The sequence below is a fragment of the Yinghuangia seranimata genome (genome assembly GCF_029953285.1).
GTDB lineage: Bacteria > Actinomycetota > Actinomycetes > Streptomycetales > Streptomycetaceae > Yinghuangia > Yinghuangia seranimata.
In genome coordinates this window covers 61,805-79,547 of sequence record NZ_JASAOI010000010.1, presented here as the reverse complement: position 1 = coordinate 79,547, position 17,743 = coordinate 61,805, and the positions used below count along the sequence as shown (strand labels likewise).

Here is a 17,743-nt window from a genome sequence, read left to right as displayed (position 1 = left end):
CGCTCGGTCAGGGCGACTCCCCGCCCTCGCCGAGCGCTTCCTCGATGCGCTTCTGGATTTCGTCGATCGCCGCGTACACCTGCGAGAACGTCGCCTGCTGCGCGGTCTCCGCGACCGCGGCGGAGCTGCCGGCCAGCGGCGTCACACCGCCGGACGGCGTGTACGCGGCCTGGTTGAAGGTGCTGCCGGACTTCGCGGCGGCGACCATGAACACCGGGAACGCCTTGCCGTTCAGGAACGACGACGAGATGTAGTCGCCGACCATCGGGCCCTGCGTCGTACCGGGCAGCCACGACAGGCTCATCGGCCCGGCCAGCTGCGTCGGCGCGGTCCACGTCGAACCGCCGTTGGTGGAGCTGACCTGGCCGACGTTCAACTGGCACGTGGACACGGTGCAGTTGGCCACCGGGTAGTAGTAGTACGTCAGCGACAGCTTCGCCGTCGCGCCCGACGTCGTCGGGTCGACCGCGATGCCCGGGATGAAGTGGTCGACGGTGCTGGACGTCGCGTCGATCGGGATGCGGGTGACCGCGGACCACGACGTGCCGTTCGTCGACGTCGACATCACGATGTCGTTCGACGTGCAGGACCCGCCCGAGGCCCGGAAGCGGCAGTCCTGCCACACCACGTAGACCTTGCCGGACGCGTCGATCTCGGCGCTCGGCATCGCGCTGGTGCGCAGCCCGCCGGCGACCGTCCGGCCGCTGATCGACGAGATCGTCGACGCGCTCGACCACGTCGAGCCGCCGTTGGTGGACCGGAACACGCGGATGCTGGTGGTGAACGCGTTCGCCATCGGCACGATCACCGTGCCGTTCGGCTGGACGACCGGCTGTCCGCCGATGCCGGTGGCGTTGCCACCGGTGTTCTTCGCGGCGCCCCAGGTGCCGGCGCCGTCGCTCGACGTCGACATCTTGATGCGGTTGCCGTTCCCGTGGTCGTCCCACTGGGTGTAGCAGTTGCCGTAGAACGGGCTGGCGGGCGTGTTGTCGCACACCGTCCAGTTCTTGTCGAGGTCCGCGCCGGTGGCCACGGTGGTGGGCGCGGTCCAGGTCAGCCCGCCGTCGGTGGAGCGGCTGGTGACCACGGCGGCGCCGTGCACGCCGCCCGACTCGAGCAGGCCGAGCGACGAGACGATCCATGTGGCGTGCTTGGCGTCGTACGCCACCGACGCGTCGGTGGCCCGGTCGTAGATGCCGCCGCCCGCGAACTTCGTGACGCCGGGCAGCAGGCCGTGGGTCCACGTCGCGCCGTTGTCGGTGCTGGTCGCGAAGCCGGTGTCGGTCGCGCCGCCGTCGTTGATCCGGCCGACCTGGAACGCGGCGACCTCGGTGGAGCCGAAGCTGAAGGTGTCCGGCTCGACCTCGGCCGCGTGCTGGCCGGTCTGCGTGGTGAACGGGTCGGTGCTGATCTGGATCAGCGGCACCACAGCGCCGGCCGATCCGTTCGTGAACACCAGGGCTGCGGCGGACGCGATCGCGATCGCGGACATCCGCATGGGCCATGTGGACAAGGCTGATTCCTTCCGGGGATGTCGGGATGGAACTGCCGTGCCGTGCAAGGGGCGCTGACGCCCGGGCCGGGGGAGTACCGCACCACGGTCCGCGGGCGGACACATGCTGTCAGAGGGGCGGTCGGGCGGGTGGGCCGCAATACCGAGTGATTACCGACGATCTACCAAACTTCGGGAGATCACCGGTCAGGTCATCGCATGCTGAACACGCCGAAGGGCGGGCCCGGAACTCCGGGCCCGCCCTTCGTGCTTCGCTCAGCCCCCGGCCCTGCGCCGGGGAGGCGGGTCAGCGCTTGCCGCGCGCCGGTCCGCCGTCGCCCTCGACCAGCCCGGCCCGGCGCAGAGCGTCCGCGAGTGCGCCGCCGCCGGCCGGCGCGTTGCCGCGGCCGCGGTCGTCGCGCCGGCCCCGGTCGTCCCGCTGCCCTTGCTGCTGCGGCCGTCCTGCACCCTGGCCGCGGCCGCCGCCCTGGGTACGGCTGCCCTGGCCGCCCTGACCGCTCTGCCCGCCCTGACCGCCGCCCTGACCGCCGCCCTGGCGCCCGCCCTGGCCGCCGCCGGTCTGCGGACGGCGCGGCCCCGGCGCGGTACGGCGTCCGCCGCCGCCCTCGCCGGTGCCCGAACCGCCGCCCGCCGCGGGCTCCTCCAGGCGCAGCGTCAGCGAGATCCGCTTGCGCGGGATGTCGACGTCGAGCACCTTCACCCGGACGATGTCGCCGGGCTTGACCACGTCACGCGGGTCCTTCACGAACGTGTCGGACATCGCGGACACGTGGACGAGGCCGTCCTGGTGCACGCCGACGTCGACGAACGCGCCGAACGCCGCGACGTTCGTGACCACGCCCTCCAGCAGCATCCCCGGCGTGAGGTCGGTGAGCTGCTCGACGCCCTCCTTGAACGCCGCCGTCTTGAACGCCGGGCGCGGGTCACGCCCCGGCTTCTCCAGCTCGGCGAGGATGTCGGTGACGGTCGGCAGGCCGAACTGCTCGTCCACGAAGTCCTTCGGGCTGAGCGAGCGCAGCACCTGCCCCTTGCCGATCACCGCGCCGACGTCGCCGCCGACCGCCGTGAGGATGCGCCGCACCACCGGGTACGCCTCGGGGTGCACGCTGGACGCGTCCAGCGGGTCGTCGCCGCCGGGGATGCGCAGGAAGCCCGCGCACTGCTCGAACGCCTTCGGCCCGAGCCGGGCCACGTCCTTGAGCGCCTTGCGGTTCCTGAACGGGCCGTTCGCGTCGCGGTGCTGGACGATGTTCTCCGCCAGCCCGCCGCTGATGCCCGACACCCGGGTCAGCAGCGGGGCCGACGCGGTGTTGACGTCCACGCCGACCGCGTTCACGCAGTCCTCGACCACGGCGTCCAGCGACCGCGACAGCTGCAGCTCGGACAGGTCGTGCTGGTACTGGCCGACGCCGATCGACTTCGGGTCGATCTTCACCAGCTCGGCCAGCGGGTCCTGCAGGCGCCGCGCGATCGACACCGCGCCGCGCAGCGACACGTCCATGCCCGGCAGCTCCTGCGACGCGAACGCCGACGCGGAGTACACCGACGCGCCCGCCTCGGACACCACGACCTTGGTGAGCGACAGGTCCGGGTGCCGCTTGATCAGGTCGCCGGCCAGCTTGTCGGTCTCGCGCGACGCGGTGCCGTTGCCGATCGCGATCAACTCGACGCCGTGCGCCTTGGCGAGCCGCGCGAGCGTGTCGATCGACTCGTCCCAGCGGCGCCGCGGCTCGTGCGGGTAGATCGTGTCGGTGGCCACGACCTTGCCGGTCGCGTCGACGACGGCGACCTTCACGCCGGTGCGCAGGCCCGGGTCCAGGCCCATCGTGGCGCGCGTGCCGGCCGGCGCGGCGAGCAGCAGGTCGCGCAGGTTGGCGGCGAACACCCGGACCGCCTCGTCCTCGGCGCTCTGCCGCAGCCGCCCGCGCAGGTCGATGCCCAGGTGCACGAGGAACCGGGTGCGCCACGCCCAGCGCACCGTGTCGCCCAGCCACCGGTCGGCCGGGCGGCCGCGGTCGGCGATGCCGAACCGGCGGGCGATGCGCTGCTCGTAGTCGGTCGGGCCGGCCGGCGGGGCGAGCTCGTCCGACGCCTCCTCGGGCTCCAGGGTGAGCGTGAGCATCTCCTCCTTCTCGCCCCGGAACATCGCGAGGATGCGGTGCGAGGGGAGGCGGGTGAACGGCTCGGCGAAGTCGAAGTAGTCGGAGAACTTCGCGCCGGCCTCCTCGCGGCCCTCGCGGACCTTCGCGACGAGGCGGCCCCGCGTCCACATGCGCTCGCGCAGGTCGCCGACCAGGTCGGCGTCCTCGGAGAAGCGCTCGACGAGGATCGCCCGGGCGCCGTCGAGCGCGGCGGCGGCGTCCGCGACGCCCTTGTCCGCGTCGACGTAGCCGGCCGCGTTCGCCTGCGGGTCCTGCTCCGGGTCGGCGAGCAGCAGGTCGGCGAGCGGCTCGAGGCCCGCCTCGCGGGCGATCTGCGCCTTCGTACGCCGCTTGGGCTTGTACGGAAGGTAGATGTCCTCGAGCCGGGCCTTGGAGTCGGCGGCCATGATCTGCTCGCGCAGCGCGTCGTCGAGCTTGCCCTGCGCATCGACCGACTCCAGGATGGCGGTGCGCCGCTCCTCCAGCTCCCGCAGGTAGCGCAGCCGCTCCTCGAGGGTGCGCAACTGCGTGTCGTCGAGGGTGCCGGTCACCTCCTTGCGGTAGCGCGCGATGAAGGGCACGGTCGCTCCGCCGTCGAGCAGCTCGACGGCGGCCTGCACCTGACCTTCGCGAACGCCGAGCTCGTCGGCGATCCTCTTGTTGACAGAGGGTGTGGACGTCACCACGGACCTGAACCACCTTCACATCGGGGTACCCCGGCATTCTGCCGATCTCTCGGCCGGAATGCCGCACCGGCGTGGTCCGCGCGTGTCCCCGCCGGTCACCGGACCGGCGGGGACGGGTCGCGAGGCCGGGTCACGGGAACAGTACGCGCGCGGTGTGCTGGGTGTCGGCGTACTCGCGGACCTCGGCGATCCGGCCGTCGCGCACGACGAACACGCCCAGGCAGCGGTTGTGGTACTCGACGCCCTCTGCGGACAGCGCGTCGGACGTCCACTCGGCGACGACCTGGTCGCCGTCCGCGATGACGTTGGTCAGCCCGATCACCATGGAGCCGGGCACGAACCGGGCGCCGGCCCCGCCGAGGAAGCCGTCGACGATCTCGTCGCGGCCCCGCCAGACCTTGGACCACGGCGTCTCGCCGGGGTAGAGCCAGGTGGCGTCCTCGGCGAAGCTGTCGCGGACCACGGGCAGGTCGCCGTTCCTGACGGCCTCGACGTAGCGGATGACGACGCTCTTCGGGTCGGTGGCGGTGTTGGTGGTCACGGTGAACTCCTTTTCGGTGGCGGTGCCTTGGGGTGGGTCGACGCGTGCCGCGGGTCAGGCGACGGTCAGGACGGCCTTGCCGCGGACGCGCCGGTCGCGCAGGTCGGTCAGGACGGCGGCGGTGTCCGCCCAGTCGGCGACGCGGCCGATCTCCGGGTGCAGCCGGCCCTCGGCGACCAGCCGCACCAGCGTCGCCAGGTCGGGTCCGTCGGGTCCGTCGGCGTCGGCGGTGGCGAAGTGCCGGATCGTCGCGCCGACCGGGCCGGCGAAGAAGTCGAAGAAGTCGAGCGTGACCGGGGTGCGGCTGGCCTCGCCGAACCACAGCAGCAGACCGTGCCGGGCCAGCGTGGCGAGCGCGACCGGCAGCGCCGTGCCGCCGGTCGACTCCATCACGACGTCGAACGGCCCCTCCGCGGCGGCGACGTCGTGGACGACCCGGGTGGCGCCCAACTCGCGCAGCCGCGCGCCGCGTTCGGCGTCGGCCGTCACCGCGGTCACCTCGGCCCCGGCCGCCGACGCCAGCTCCGTGACGTAGTGGCCGACGCCGCCGGACGCGCCGGTGACGAGCAGGCGCCGACCGAGCAGCGGCCCGGCCTCGCGCAGCAGCCGCAGCGCGGTCAGGCCGGCCAGCGGCAGCGCGGCGGCCTGGGTGACGCACACGCCCTCGGGGATCTCGGCGAGCTGCGCGACGGGGACCGCGACGTACTCGGCCCAGCCGCCGGACGCCGGGTGCCCGACCACCCGCCGGCCGACCGCCGGGCCGCTGCCGTCGGCCGCGGCCTGGATGACCAGCCCGGCGACGTCCTTGCCGGGGATCAGCCCCGGGCGCGGGTTCTCCAACTGGAAGGTCTCGCCGCGGTTCACCGAGAACGCCGCGACCTTGACCAGCGCCTCGTCCGGCTTCGGGACCGGGTGCTCGGCCGTGCCGAACACCACGCTCTCGGCGGGGTCGCCGGTGGGGATGAGCGCCTTCACTTCGCACCTCTTTCGCTTCGCCGGTGCCGCGAGCCGCGGTACCGGCGCCTGTTCGTCCGCCATGTGCTTCGTTGCGGGAACAGCTCACCGCGCAGGGGGTTCCGGCGGCCAACATCCGGTGGAGGGGGTTGACAACCCGCGGTTGTCGGCAAAGGTAGGGCCGTGAACTCCGCGTCCGTCCCGCCTCCGCCCGACCTCGACATGGCGCGCGTGCGCGCCTTCGCCGTGACCGCCGAGCTGCTGCACTTCGGGCGCGCGGCGGCCTCTCTGGGCATCAGCCAGCAGGCGTTGTCCAAACGCGTCGCGCGCCTGGAGGACGAACTCGGCGCGGCCCTGTTCGTCCGCGGCGGCCCTGCGGTCGCGCTCACCGACGCGGGACTGCGCCTCGTCGAACCGGCCGCGCGGGCGCTGGCCGCGGCCGACGCCGCCGTCGCCGCGGTGCGGGGCAGTGCCGCGCGACCCGTGCGGCTCGACGTGTGGGGGCACCTCTACGCGCCCATGCGCACCGTCGCGCACGTCGTGGACGCCCTGACCGGCGTCGAGTTCGAGCCCGGCTCGGGCCGCGACCTGCCGTCCGTCGCCGCCGCGCTGCAACGCGGCGACACCGACCTGGGGTTCGGCCGCGTCCACAGCACGCCCGGCACCGAACTCACCGGCCTGAAGCACCGGCTCGCCCGCCTCGAACCGGTCGACGTCGTCCTGAGCGCGGACCACCCGCTCGCCGGGGCGGGCGAGCTGCGGCCCAGCGCGCTGGCCGACAGCGTCCTGTGGTGCCCGGCCGCGATCGAACGCCTGGACTTCCTACGCCGGTTCGCGGAGCGCTTCGGCATAGCCCGCTGGGAGGCGGGCGCGAACCTCGGCGTCGAGCACAGCGTCGACTACGTGCGCGCCAACCCGCACTGCTTCACGCTGCTGCCCGCCGACTCGCCCGTGCCCGACGGGCGCGGCGTGCGGTCGATACCGCTGGTCGCTCCGACGCCGCTGTACGCGTGGTCGCTGCTGTGGCGCGACGACCACGCCCACCCCGAACTCACCCTCGTACTCCGCATGTTCGCCGAGCAGGCCGCGGCGCGCCGCTGGCTGGAGTACGACCCGGACCACGACTGGCTGCCGGACGTCGAGCCGGGCGGAGGCGACGCGTGACGCCGTTGGAGACGCGGTCGTTCCGCCTGCCGGACCTCGTCGCCCTCGCGACGTTGGCCGGCGCGGGCGACGCGCGCCAGACCGGTCTCGCCCTCGCGCGCCTCGACGCCGACGCACGTGCGCAGGTCCTGCGGTACTGCGCGCTGCGGCCGAGCGTCGTCGCGTGGTGCCTGCTGGAGGGATCGGCCGCCGACCGCGCGGCGTTCGCCCGCAGCCAGTACATCGACCACCGGACGACGGCCGCGCTCGCCGCCGACCCCGATCCGGACGTCCGGGCGGCGGTGTTCTCCCACCACCGCACACCGGGCTCGCTGCGCCGCCGCGTGCTGGCCACACTCCCGATCGCCCCCGCGCTGCGCCGACGGCTCATGACCACCGAGTCGCTGCCCGAGCTCGCCACGGCGATGGACAGCCTCGACCCGCAACTGGCCGCCGAGACGTACCGGACCGTCCTCGGCAGGCGGCCCCTGCCGCCCGAGGGATCCGGCGCGCTGGTGGCCGGCCCCGACGCGTCGATGCCGCGCGGCCACGACTGGTTCACGGAGACGCTCGCGCTCCTGCGCCCGGAGACGTGGACCGCCGACGACTGGGCCGCGACCGCCGTGCGGCACCTCGAAAAGCCCTGGTACGACCGCGAGTGCGTGGCGCTCGTCGGCGAACCCGCCTGCCCGGCCGAGACCGTGCTCGCCTTGCTCGCGTACGGGCCGACGGACGACCCGTACACGTTCCCCGCCCGGGTGGCGCTGGACACGGGCACGGTCACGCCGGACGACATCCTGCGCCGCGGGCCCGGCGCGGCGCGCTTCCTCGGGCTGATCGACGCGTTGGACTGGGCGCCGCCCAACGACGACTGGGTGAGGGCGACGCTCGCCGAGGCCGAGGTCGCAACCCTCCGACAGGGCCTGCGCGACGCGGTGCGGGCCTCGCTCGGCACCGACACCGACGCGTGGCGCGCGGCCGCGACGCTGCTCACCCGGGACGCCGAATACCCCGGCAGCGTCCTGGCGTTGCTCGACGAGGCGGCCACCGTGCCGTGGCTGGCCCCGCCCGGCGCGGTGAAGACCCCCGCGGGCAAGGCCCCGACGGCGTGGGCGGACTTCCCGTGGCAGCTGCGTCCGGCCCGCCCGCGTTCGGCCGGCCCCTCGCCGCTGGGGCTGCTGTTGTCCTTCGCCGAGGTGGACGCGCTGCCCGCGATCCTCGCGGCGTTCGACGACGACGTCCTCCCCGCGCTGACCGCGGTGAGCCGTCCGGGCCGGGCCGTGATCGCGCCTGCGCTCGTCCTGCCGATCGCACGGGAGTTGGCGGCGCGCCGCCCGGAACTGCTGCGCGACCTCGTGGCGGACGTCGAGCGCGACGAGCGGATCCGCGCCGCACTGGTCGGACTCGGGAACGCGGCGGTCGACAGCGCGCTGATCGCGGGCCGGGCCCTCACCGGGTACCAGCGCGCGGAGCTCGTCGCCCGGACGGCGGGGACGGCTGCGGGCCCGGGCCTCGTCGCGGACTACGCCCCGCTCGGGGCCCCGGTGTCCTGGGACGCGGTCCTCGAGGAGGTCGCCTCGGGACAGGCGCAGATGAGCGTCCTCGACACGTTCAGCCGCCACCCCGCGCTGCCGGAGGCGGTCGCCGCGGCCCTCGTCGAAGCCGAGCCGCAGCGCTACGCCCGGCTGCTCCCGGCGCTGTCCCGGCCCACCGCGCTGGCGCTGCTGCCCGCCGCGGCCCGGATGTGGGCGCGCCTGGAGAGCTCGGGGTGGACGCTCGTCATCCCGGCGCTCGCCGAGTGCCTGCGCTCGGGCGCGCTCACACCGGACGACCTGCTGACGCACGCCCCGGCCGCCCCGTTCGTGCTGTGGGCGTTCGGCGACGAGCAGCGGAGCCGCAAGCAACTGCGGCCGCTGGCGGAACCGTTGCGCGCGCTCGTCGACACGCACCTCGGCGAGGACCCCGACGCGTGGACCATCGCGATGCGGCTGGTACCGGACTTCGCAGGCTCGGTCGACGAGTTGCTCGCCACCGCCGCCCGCGCGGCCGGTCGTTCGTGAGCCCGCACGGCGATGTCCCTTCCCCGGAACCGGAGTTACCGTGACAACCAGGCGTTGGGCGGGTGGCGGATGACATTCCGGTGAACGGCGGGCGGCGGGTCGCGGAAACCTCCGCGCCCGGCCACAAGCGGAGGTTGATCTTCTGCTGTGCGCAGGTAGCTTCAAATCCGGTCGTACAGAGATCGATTTTGATGCCTGCGGGGGTGGCGACACACCATGGATCGACACGGCGGCGGCCTGCGGCCGCACCGGCTTGACGACGATGGTGGCGACGGCCGCTCCGGCTCGGCCAAGGGCCGCCGGTTCGGCCTGCGCGGTGCCGACAGGCATACCGCGGAGCCGGCGAAGGCGTCCGACCCGCTCGCCAAGTCCACGGCACACAGTGTGAGTTCGAGTGTCAAGACGGGCGCAGGGAAGACCGCCGCGCTCGCGGCCGGAGCGGCGTCGGCCGACAAGGACACCGAGGGCGGCTGGCTGCGCCGCCGGCTGCGCACCAAGGCCGACCGCGTCACCGCGATCGTCGCCACGGGCGTCGTCGGCGCACTGGTCGCGGGGTCCGTCGTGGTCGGCCTCGGCGCCGCCGACGCGCTGCCCAACCTCGGCGACCTCGGCGCCTGGCTGCCCAACTCCGGCAACGGCAGTGCCTCGCACGTCAACGGACCCACCGGCCGCACCGACGGCCGCGTCCCGCTGCCGGGCACGCAGGGCCACCCGATCCAGATCACCGAGGACGGCAACCGGGTCGTGGTCGTCGACCAGCAGACCGGCGTCGTCTCGCGGATCGACCCCGCGCAGCTGACCGTTCCGTTCCGCTACGACTACGGCGCGCCCGGCCTGCGCCTGGTGTCCGGCGGCGGACGCTCGTGGCTCGTCGACGAGGCGCAGGGCACCGTGCGCCCGATCGACCCGGTCGAACTCAAGCCGATCGCCCAGCCGCTCGACCTCGGCGACAAGCCGGTCGGCCGCGCGCAGGCCGACTCGCGCGGCACGCTGTGGGTGCCGCTACCCAACAAGGGCCAGCTGCTGCCGATCAACGGCGCCACGCCGGGAGTTCCCGTCGCGGTCGCCGCGCCGGGCAGCGTGCTGCGGCTGACGCTGGCCGGCGACCGGCCGGTGGTGACCGACCCGAAGGCCGGCACCGTCACGGTCGTCGCGCAGGGCGGCCCGACGCTCACCGTGAAGCTGCCCGAGGCGGTCGGGCAGGCCGACGCCTCCCGGACGCTGACGCCCGAGACCACGCCCGGCTCGCTGGTGCCGGTGCTGTCCGGCGACACCGGCCAGCTGGTGCTGGTCGACCTCGACAAGGGGGCCGTCACGGCGGTTCCGCTCGGCATCGGCGCGACGGCCGGCTCGTACGCGCCGCCGCAGGTGCTCGGCGGCAAGGTGTACGTGCCGGACCGCGTGCACGGCAACCTGCTCGTGTACGACACCGTCAAGGCGCAGTTCGACCAGCAGATCAAGGTGACCGGGCAGGCCGGCCCGCTGGAGTCGTTCGTCCGCGACGGCATGCTGTGGGTCAACGACCAGAACTCGTCCGCCGCGACGGTCGTCGACGCGTCCGGCGTCGCGCACCCGGTCGGCAAGTACGCTCCCGACGCGCCCTCCGGCGCCGGACCGACCGCCGGGCAGAACGGCGCCACGGTCCCCGCCGACATCGCCACCGTGAACGGGGGCTTCCCGCTCGGACAGGGCGGCGGGCAGAACGGCAACCAGAACGGCGGCGGGCAGGGCCGACAGAACCCGCAGCCCACGCACGCGCGTCCGGAGCCGCCGGCGAGCGTCGAGCCCACCGGTGTCCCCGAGCCGCCGCACGGCGGACAGCCCACCGGTCCGCAGCAGCCCCAGGCTCCGCAGCCGACCGGACCCGGGACCGAGCCGGGGCCCGGCACGCCGACCGGCGATCCGGCCACCACCGGTCCGGCCACCACCGGCCCGGCGACCACGGCCCCCGCGACCACCGGGCCGACGGGCGCCCCGGCGACCACCGCCCCGGCGACGACCGCGCCCGCGACGACTCAGCCGGCGACCACCGCCCCGGCCACGACCGCGCCCGCGACCACGGCGCCCGCGACCACCGCCCCGGCCACGACCGCGCCCGCCACGACGGCACCGGCGACGACCGCGCCCGTGACGACGGCCCCGGCCACCACGAAGCCGCCGACCACGACTCCGCCGACGACGCCGCCCGGCCAGCCGCAGGCGACCTCCGGGGTCGGCAAGATCACCCTCGTGTTCGCGCCTTCGTCCGGCGGTGAACTGCCCTCGTACTACTCGCTCCAGCTGCCCGGCAACGCCCCCGCGGGCATGAAGGCCACGCCCGCGCAGGTGACCCTCGACGGGCCGTTCCAGTTCGTGGCCACCGGCGGCGACTGCGGCAGCGAGTACAGCTTCAAGGTCATCGCCCACTACCCGGGCGGTCGCACCCAGACCTCGCCGTCGTCGACGGCGGTACGCCCGTGCACCACGCCCGGCGGCGTCGGCAGCGTCAAGGCCGTGCCGAACGCGGCCGGCGACGGCGGCACCATCACGTGGTCGCCCGCCGCGGCCAACGGCGCGAGCCCGAGCCAGCTCACGTACGTGGTCGAGGTCGACGGCAAGTACAACGACAACATCACCGGCACGTCGTTCACCGTGAAGGGCTTGACGCCCGGCAAGAAGTACCAGGTCACGGTGAAGGCCGGGAACCCGGCCGGATGCGGCACGCCGACCGTCGTCACGCTCGACCTCACGCCCAAGGCGACGCCGTACGTCCTCGGCCCCAACAGCAACAACGGGGTCGACGTGGGGGTGCGCAGCGAGCCGGCGGCGAGCACCGGGCACCGCGTCGGGGCGATACCGGCGGGCTACAACGGGTCGATCGACGTGTACTGCCAGACGGCCGGCGAGCAGGTCACCCGCGACGACAAGACGGCGTCCGGGAACATCTGGGACCGCGTCGAATGGAAGGGCGCCAGCGGGTACGTCAGCGACCTCTACATCCGCACGCCGAATTCGGCGCGCGGGACGTTCTCCAGCGGCCTCCCACGCTGCTGACAGCACCACGGAGCAGGAGTAGCACCCACGTGACCACCGTCCCCGTCCAGGCCGCCAACGGCAGTTCCGCGCTGCCCGGCCCGCTCAAGCTGTTCACCGAGTGCTTCGGCGCGGTGGCCGACAACATCGAACTGGTCGTCAAGGGCAAGCGCGAGGTCGTCGAACTCGCCCTGATCTGCCTGTTCGCGGAAGGCCACGTCCTGGTCGTCGACGTACCGGGCACCGGCAAGACCACGCTCGCCCGCGCGCTCGCCGCGTCCGTCGACGGGTCGTGCCACCGCGTGCAGTTCACGCCCGACCTGCTGCCGTCGGACATCACGGGGGTGTCCGTCTACCGGCAGGACTCGGGGCGGTTCGAGTTCCTGCCCGGGCCGGTGTTCGCGAACGTCGTGATCGGCGACGAGATCAACCGCGCCTCGCCCAAGACCCAGTCGGCACTGCTCGAGGTCATGGAGGAAGGCCGCGTCACCGTCGACGGCGCAGCGCACGAAGTACCGCGCCCGTTCATGGTGTTCGCCACCCAGAACCCCGTCGAGATGGCCGGCACCTACCCGCTGCCCGAGGCACAGCTCGACCGCTTCATGATGCGGGTCACCGTCGGCTACCCCGACCACGCCAGCGAGGTCCAGGTCGCCGCCGGAACCGCCGCCGACCAGCTCGCGCAGCTGCGGACCATCGCGACGGCCCGGCACGTCGCCGAGTTCGCGCAGGTGGTCCGGGAGCGCGTGCGTGTGCCCGAGCCCGTCGCCGACTACGCGGTGCGCGTCACCGCAGCCACCCGCGAACTGCCCGGCGTACGCCTGGGCGCGGGCCCGCGCGGCAGCGTCGCGCTGGTGCGGGCCGCGCGGGTGCGCGCCGGGGCGCGGGGCCGGACGTACGTGCTGCCGGAGGACGTGAAGGCACTCGCGGGGCCGGTGCTGGCCCACCGCATGCTGCTCGCGCCCGAGTCCGAGCTCACGGGCGTCACCGCGGAAGACCTGGTCGCCGAGGTGCTGGCCCGCGTGCCGGTGCCGCAGCCGGGGGCCTTCGCGAGTGCGGAGTAGACGCGAGGTGGGGCCGGCGGCCCGTGGGGGCGCGGCCCCCGCGTCGGGGGCGACGGGCACGAACGGCGAGCAAGTCAAGGGTGGTTCGACCGGAACTGGCGCCGGCAGGCGTACCGCGGTCGCCGCGCGCACCGCGAGCGGCCCGAACCGGTGGAGCCGTGCCCGTCGCACGCTTCGCCGCTGGTGGCCGGTCACCGCACTCGGCAACCGCGTGCTCGGCCTGTCCGTGCTGCTGCTCGCGGCCGCGTGGCCGACCGGCTACCCCGAGGCCGCCGGGCTCGGCGCCGCCGGGATCGCCGCCGTCGCGGGCGCCGTCGCCTGGACGCTGCCGCCGCAGCGCGTCACCGCCGAACGCACGGTCCTGCCCGCCCGGGTGGCCCGCGGCGACCGCGCCGACGCCGTGCTCACCCTCGTCGACCGCAAGCGCCGCGGAGCGCGCCGTGTGGACCTCGAGGACCATGTCGGCGACAGCGTCGTGTACGTGACCGCGCGCGCCCTGCCGACCGGCGAACCGAACGTCACCCGCTACGCGTTGCCCACCCGGTGGCGCGGCCGCGTCACCGTCGGGCCGCTCCTCGCCGTCCGCGCCGACCCGCTCGGGCTGGCCCGGCGCGCCCGGCGCTGCGCGGCCGACACGTCGGTGCTGGTGCGCCCGCGCGTCCACCCGCTGCCGCTGCTGTCGTCCGGCCGCGCCCACCACATCGAGGGCCCGAGCTCGGCCAACGCCGACGGCGGCAGCCAGACGTTCCACACGCTGCGCGGCTACGTGCTCGGCGACGACCTGCGCCGCGTGCACTGGCGGTCGTCCGCCCGCACCGGCGAACTGATGGTGCGGCAGATGGTCGACGTGAGCATGCCGCACACGACGGTCCTGCTCGACACGCGGACGACGGCGTACCCGGAGCCGGCCGTCTCAGACGAGGTCGACGAGGAGCGCGGGGAGGCGCCGCCGCCGGACGCCGACGCCGCTCTCGACGAACCGTTCGAACTCGCCGTCGAGGTCGCCGCGTCCGCCGCGTTCAGCGCGCTGCTGCACCGGTTCCCGCTGCGCGTCCTGACCGAGACCGGCACGGTCGTCGCCGACTCGCGGCGCGGCGGCACACCCGACGACCTGCTCGACGCGCTGGCCGTTCTCGAACCGTCCGACGAAGCGACCCTCGCCGGGGCGCTCGACGAGCTCGAGCGCAGCCGCGCGGGCGGCACCCTCGTCATCGCCACCGGCCACGGCGACCTCGCGGGCATCGCCGAACTGCCGCGCATGATCGCCCGGTTCGAACGCGTGCTGGTGGTACGCACCGGGCGGCCCGCGGACGGCGACGGAACCGCGCTGCCGCAGGACGTCCACCGCATATCCGTCGACAGCCCGCGCGCGCTCGTGGCCGCGTGGCAGCGAGAGGCCATCCGATGAGCGCGGTGGGTTCCGGGTTCGGGCCGTGTGGGGCAGCGGTTGCTGTTCGTGACGGCAACGCCCTTGAGGCGTTCGCTGTTTGGTTGCCGGGACGGCGTCGAGGCGCGACCTGCGCCCCGAAGGCGAACCGGCGTGTCCAAAGCGTGTGGAGGTGACCCGTTGAGTACCGGGCTGCGGTTGCCCCGCCTCGACAAGGCCGCCGACCTCCGTGCGGTCGATCGGCCCCGGCCCGCGATCCTGGTGCACCAGGACGCCGGCAACACGCCGTACGACCCGCGGACCCGGCGCACCGCGCTACCCGCCGCGTTCCTGCTCGCGCTCGCCGCCGGAGCGGCGTTCCACCGCGTCTACCACCTGCGTGCCGTGCTCCCCGTCGCGGCGCTTGCGGCCGCCGCGCCGCTGCTGCTCAGCGCGCTGCTGTCCGCGCCGCGCCGCGACGGCACGCGGGCGGGCATGTGGCGGTCGATGCTCGCCACACCGGTCGTGTGGGCCCTGGCGGTGTGGGGGCTGCTGTACCGGGGGAGCACCCCGAGCGCGGGGCTGGTGCGCACGGTCGGCACCGACCTCCTCGACGCGCCGCACCGGGTGCTGACCACGATCGCGCCCGTCCCGTCGGACGGGGCGCTGCTGATCCTGCCGTTCACGACGGTGTGGCTGGCCGCCTACGCGTCCGCCGAACTCGCGTTGCGCACACGGGCCGTGCTGGTGCCCGCGCTGCCGCCGCTGGCCGTCCTCGCGCTGGCGTGCGTGCTCGGCGCGGGCGGGCCCGGCGGCAACACGGTGCCGGCCGCGGCGTTCGCCGGCGCGGTCGTCCTGCTCGTCCTGACGCGCGCGCCGCGCCGGCACGCGCCCAGCCGCGTCAGGCGGCTCGCCGCGCTGCCGCTGGTCGCCGTCCCGGCCCTGGTCGCGGCGCTCGCCGCCCCGGCACTGCTGCACGACAGGACGCCGCTCAGCCCGCGCGACGAGGCCGCGGCGCCCGACCCGCTGCACGTCGTCGGAGGCAACCCGCTGGACATGGTGGGCGCGTGGCTGCTCGACCCGCTGCGGCCGCTGTTCCTCGTGAAGGCGACCGCCGCCACACCGGACGACAGCGCGCGGCTCGCCGACCACGACTGGCGGCTCGCGGTGTTCGGCGGGTTCGACGGCATCACGTGGTCGCCGAGCAGCCGCCTGGCGCCCACCGGCGGCCGCATCCCCGACGCGCCCGCCGCGCGCGACGGCGTGCGGACCGTCACGCTCGACCAGCACGTCACGGTGCAGCAGCTCGGCGGGGTGTGGCTGCCGTCGTCCGACCGGCCGGGCACCGTCACCGGCGCCCCCGCGGGGCGGCTGGCCATCGACACCGACAGCGGCGCGGTGGCGACCACCACCCCGCTGCGGGACGGCGACACGTACACCGTCACCGCGCACGTCCCGCTGTTCGACGCGACGCGCGTCCAGTACGCCCCGACCGCCGACGACCCGGCCATGACCCGGCTCCCGGACTCGCCGACCCTCGAACTGATGCGCGCCAAGGCCCAGGAGGCCACCGCCGGAAGCCGGTTCCCCTACCAGCAGGCGCTCCGGCTGGCGGCGTGGCTGCGCGACAACCACGTCTTCGACGTCAACGCCGTGCCGGGGCACACCTACCGCAGCCTCGAGTTCTTCCTGAAGGAGACCAAGCGCGGCACCTCGGAGCAGTTCACCACCGCGTTCGCCGTGATGGCCCGCAGCCTCGGGCTGCCGACCCGCGTGGTCGTGGGCTTCCACCACGGCGAACAGACGCCGGGCGGCTGGCAGGTCACGGGGCAGGACGCGGTCGTGTGGCCCGAGGTCGAGTTCGCCGGCGTGGGATGGGTCCCGTTCCAGCCGACGCCCGGCGAGCGAATGGCCAACGTCCCCGCCCCGCCCGCCGCCCCGGCCGTCCCCCAGGGCGCGGCACCGCCGAGCGCCCCGCCCGCTCCGGCAGGCGCCCAGCGGCAGGCCGACGACCAGAAGATCATCGGCTCGCCCCACACCAACCCGCCGAGGCCCGACACCGTCGCGGCCGGCCACGACGGCGGCGGAACGGACTGGCGGCGCTGGTCCGTCATCGGCGGCGGGGCCGTCGCCGGCGTGGCCCTCGCGGTCGCCGTGTGGCGCGCCCTGGGCCCCTGGCGCCGCCGCGCGAAGGAACGCCGCGGCACCCCCGCCGCCCAGACCCTCGCCGCCTGGCGCCGCATCGGCGCGTCCCTCCACCGCCTCGGCATGCCCGACCCGGCGACCCTGACCGCCGAAGAGGTCGCCACCTGGGCCGTGGCCCACCTGCTCCCACTGCCCCGCAAGGCCCCCGACCCCGCCGCGTCCCTCCCGTCGCTGGCCGCCCTCGTCAACGAGATCGCCTACGCCGGCCGCCAGGCCACCCCGGCGGAAGCGGCGGCCGCCTGGCGCGAGGCAGCGACCGTACGCAAGGCCTGCCAGGCGACGGCGAAGGCCAACCGACGCGGGGGGAGGGCCGCAGCGGGGGAACCGGTCGCGACGACGTAGCCGACACCGTGTGCCGCGAGTGTGATTCGCAGGTGTGATCGCAGGTGTGACGGCGCAGGGGCCGGGGGCCGGGGGCCGGGGGCCGGGGGTTGGGCTGTTCCGCGGCGGCGTGGGAGTCGAAGACCATGCACCGTCCCGGGCCTGTTTGTCGGCGGTGGCCTCCTCCCCCTCCCGATTTCGGATTGTCCGCGCGGCCGGTCGGCTGTCAAGGCGCGGTGGACCGGTCTTCGGCCGGTGGCCTGTCGCGGGTTCGAGGGGGCGCCTTGACAGCCGCCCGGCCGCGCTTAAGAACGCGGCAACTATCGGGAGGGGGAGGCGGTGTGGAGGCGCATCGGGTGCGTTGCGTTGCCGGGTTGCGGTTCCGGTGTGGTGGCCGCGCGGCCTGCCTGGTGCCCGGCCGCGTTCCGCGCACCGGCGCCACCGGTCCTCGTCCGCCCGCCGCGTGCTGGAAACCGTTTTCATGTGACGGATCGGGCAAGATCTTGCCCAATCCGTCACATGACGCGAAGTCAACAGGGATCACGACACCCTATTGCACTGATTTGGCCGATATGTGATCCAGTCCGGGGTGTGAGGGCGGGTCACGCGTCGTCAAAACCGGCGCCCCCGACCACGGCGACCACGCTGGGGCCGCAGGCGAGCAGCGCAAAGCTCGGGGAGCGGCGCCACACTCCCCGCCCCTCCCGCTAGGTGCGAGGTTGTCAGCGCGGACGGGC

General features: G+C 74.6%; 10 protein-coding genes. 6 read left to right on the top strand and 4 right to left on the bottom strand.

All coding sequences use genetic code 11. The features are described 5' to 3' along the window. Window positions 1-7: 7 nt before the first annotated feature. The 4 genes from QI554_RS06660 to QI554_RS06645 form a co-directional block, all read right to left on the bottom strand. Window positions 8-1,513, bottom strand: a complete 1,506-nt coding sequence (locus QI554_RS06660) for a sialidase family protein (protein WP_281466918.1) — start codon at window positions 1,511-1,513, stop codon at window positions 8-10. A gap of 286 nt (window positions 1,514-1,799) precedes the next feature. Then, on the bottom strand, window positions 1,800-4,337 hold the full coding sequence (locus tag QI554_RS06655) for a Tex family protein (RefSeq protein WP_281467426.1): 2,538 nt from the start codon (window positions 4,335-4,337) through the stop codon (window positions 1,800-1,802). A 133-nt stretch (window positions 4,338-4,470) separates the two neighbouring features. Further along, window positions 4,471-4,881 (bottom strand): nuclear transport factor 2 family protein, encoded by a 411-nt coding sequence (locus tag QI554_RS06650; RefSeq protein ID WP_281466916.1) that lies wholly within the window; start codon window positions 4,879-4,881, stop codon window positions 4,471-4,473. 54 nt (window positions 4,882-4,935) lie between these two features. Beyond that, a complete protein-coding gene (locus QI554_RS06645) occupies window positions 4,936-5,856 on the bottom strand; it encodes a zinc-binding dehydrogenase (protein WP_281466914.1) in 921 nt (306 codons plus the stop codon). Window positions 5,857-6,057: 201 nt separating this feature from the next. Here QI554_RS06645 and QI554_RS06640 point away from each other — a divergent pair, with 201 nt between their 5' ends. The 6 genes from QI554_RS06640 (at window position 6,058) to QI554_RS06615 (ending at window position 17,027) form a co-directional block, all read left to right on the top strand. Continuing rightward, window positions 6,058-6,999, top strand: a complete 942-nt coding sequence (locus tag QI554_RS06640; RefSeq protein ID WP_281467424.1) for a LysR family transcriptional regulator — start codon at window positions 6,058-6,060, stop codon at window positions 6,997-6,999. Then, window positions 6,996-9,038: a hypothetical protein gene (locus QI554_RS06635; RefSeq protein ID WP_281466913.1), complete on the top strand. Its 2,043-nt coding sequence runs from the start codon at window positions 6,996-6,998 to the stop codon at window positions 9,036-9,038. The genes QI554_RS06640 and QI554_RS06635 overlap by 4 nt, the downstream gene beginning before the upstream one ends. 216 nt (window positions 9,039-9,254) lie before the next feature. Further along, window positions 9,255-12,071: a fibronectin type III domain-containing protein gene (locus QI554_RS06630; RefSeq protein WP_281466911.1), complete on the top strand. Its 2,817-nt coding sequence runs from the start codon at window positions 9,255-9,257 to the stop codon at window positions 12,069-12,071. Between the two features lie 29 nt (window positions 12,072-12,100). Then, a complete protein-coding gene (locus tag QI554_RS06625) occupies window positions 12,101-13,114 on the top strand; it encodes an AAA family ATPase (protein WP_281466909.1) in 1,014 nt (337 codons plus the stop codon). A gap of 211 nt (window positions 13,115-13,325) precedes the next feature. Further along, window positions 13,326-14,522 (top strand): DUF58 domain-containing protein, encoded by a 1,197-nt coding sequence (locus tag QI554_RS06620; RefSeq protein ID WP_281466907.1) that lies wholly within the window; start codon window positions 13,326-13,328, stop codon window positions 14,520-14,522. A 159-nt stretch (window positions 14,523-14,681) separates the two neighbouring features. Then, entirely contained in the window at window positions 14,682-17,027 is a 2,346-nt protein-coding gene (locus QI554_RS06615) for a transglutaminase TgpA family protein (protein WP_281466905.1), read from the top strand. Window positions 17,028-17,743: the final 716 nt, after the last annotated feature.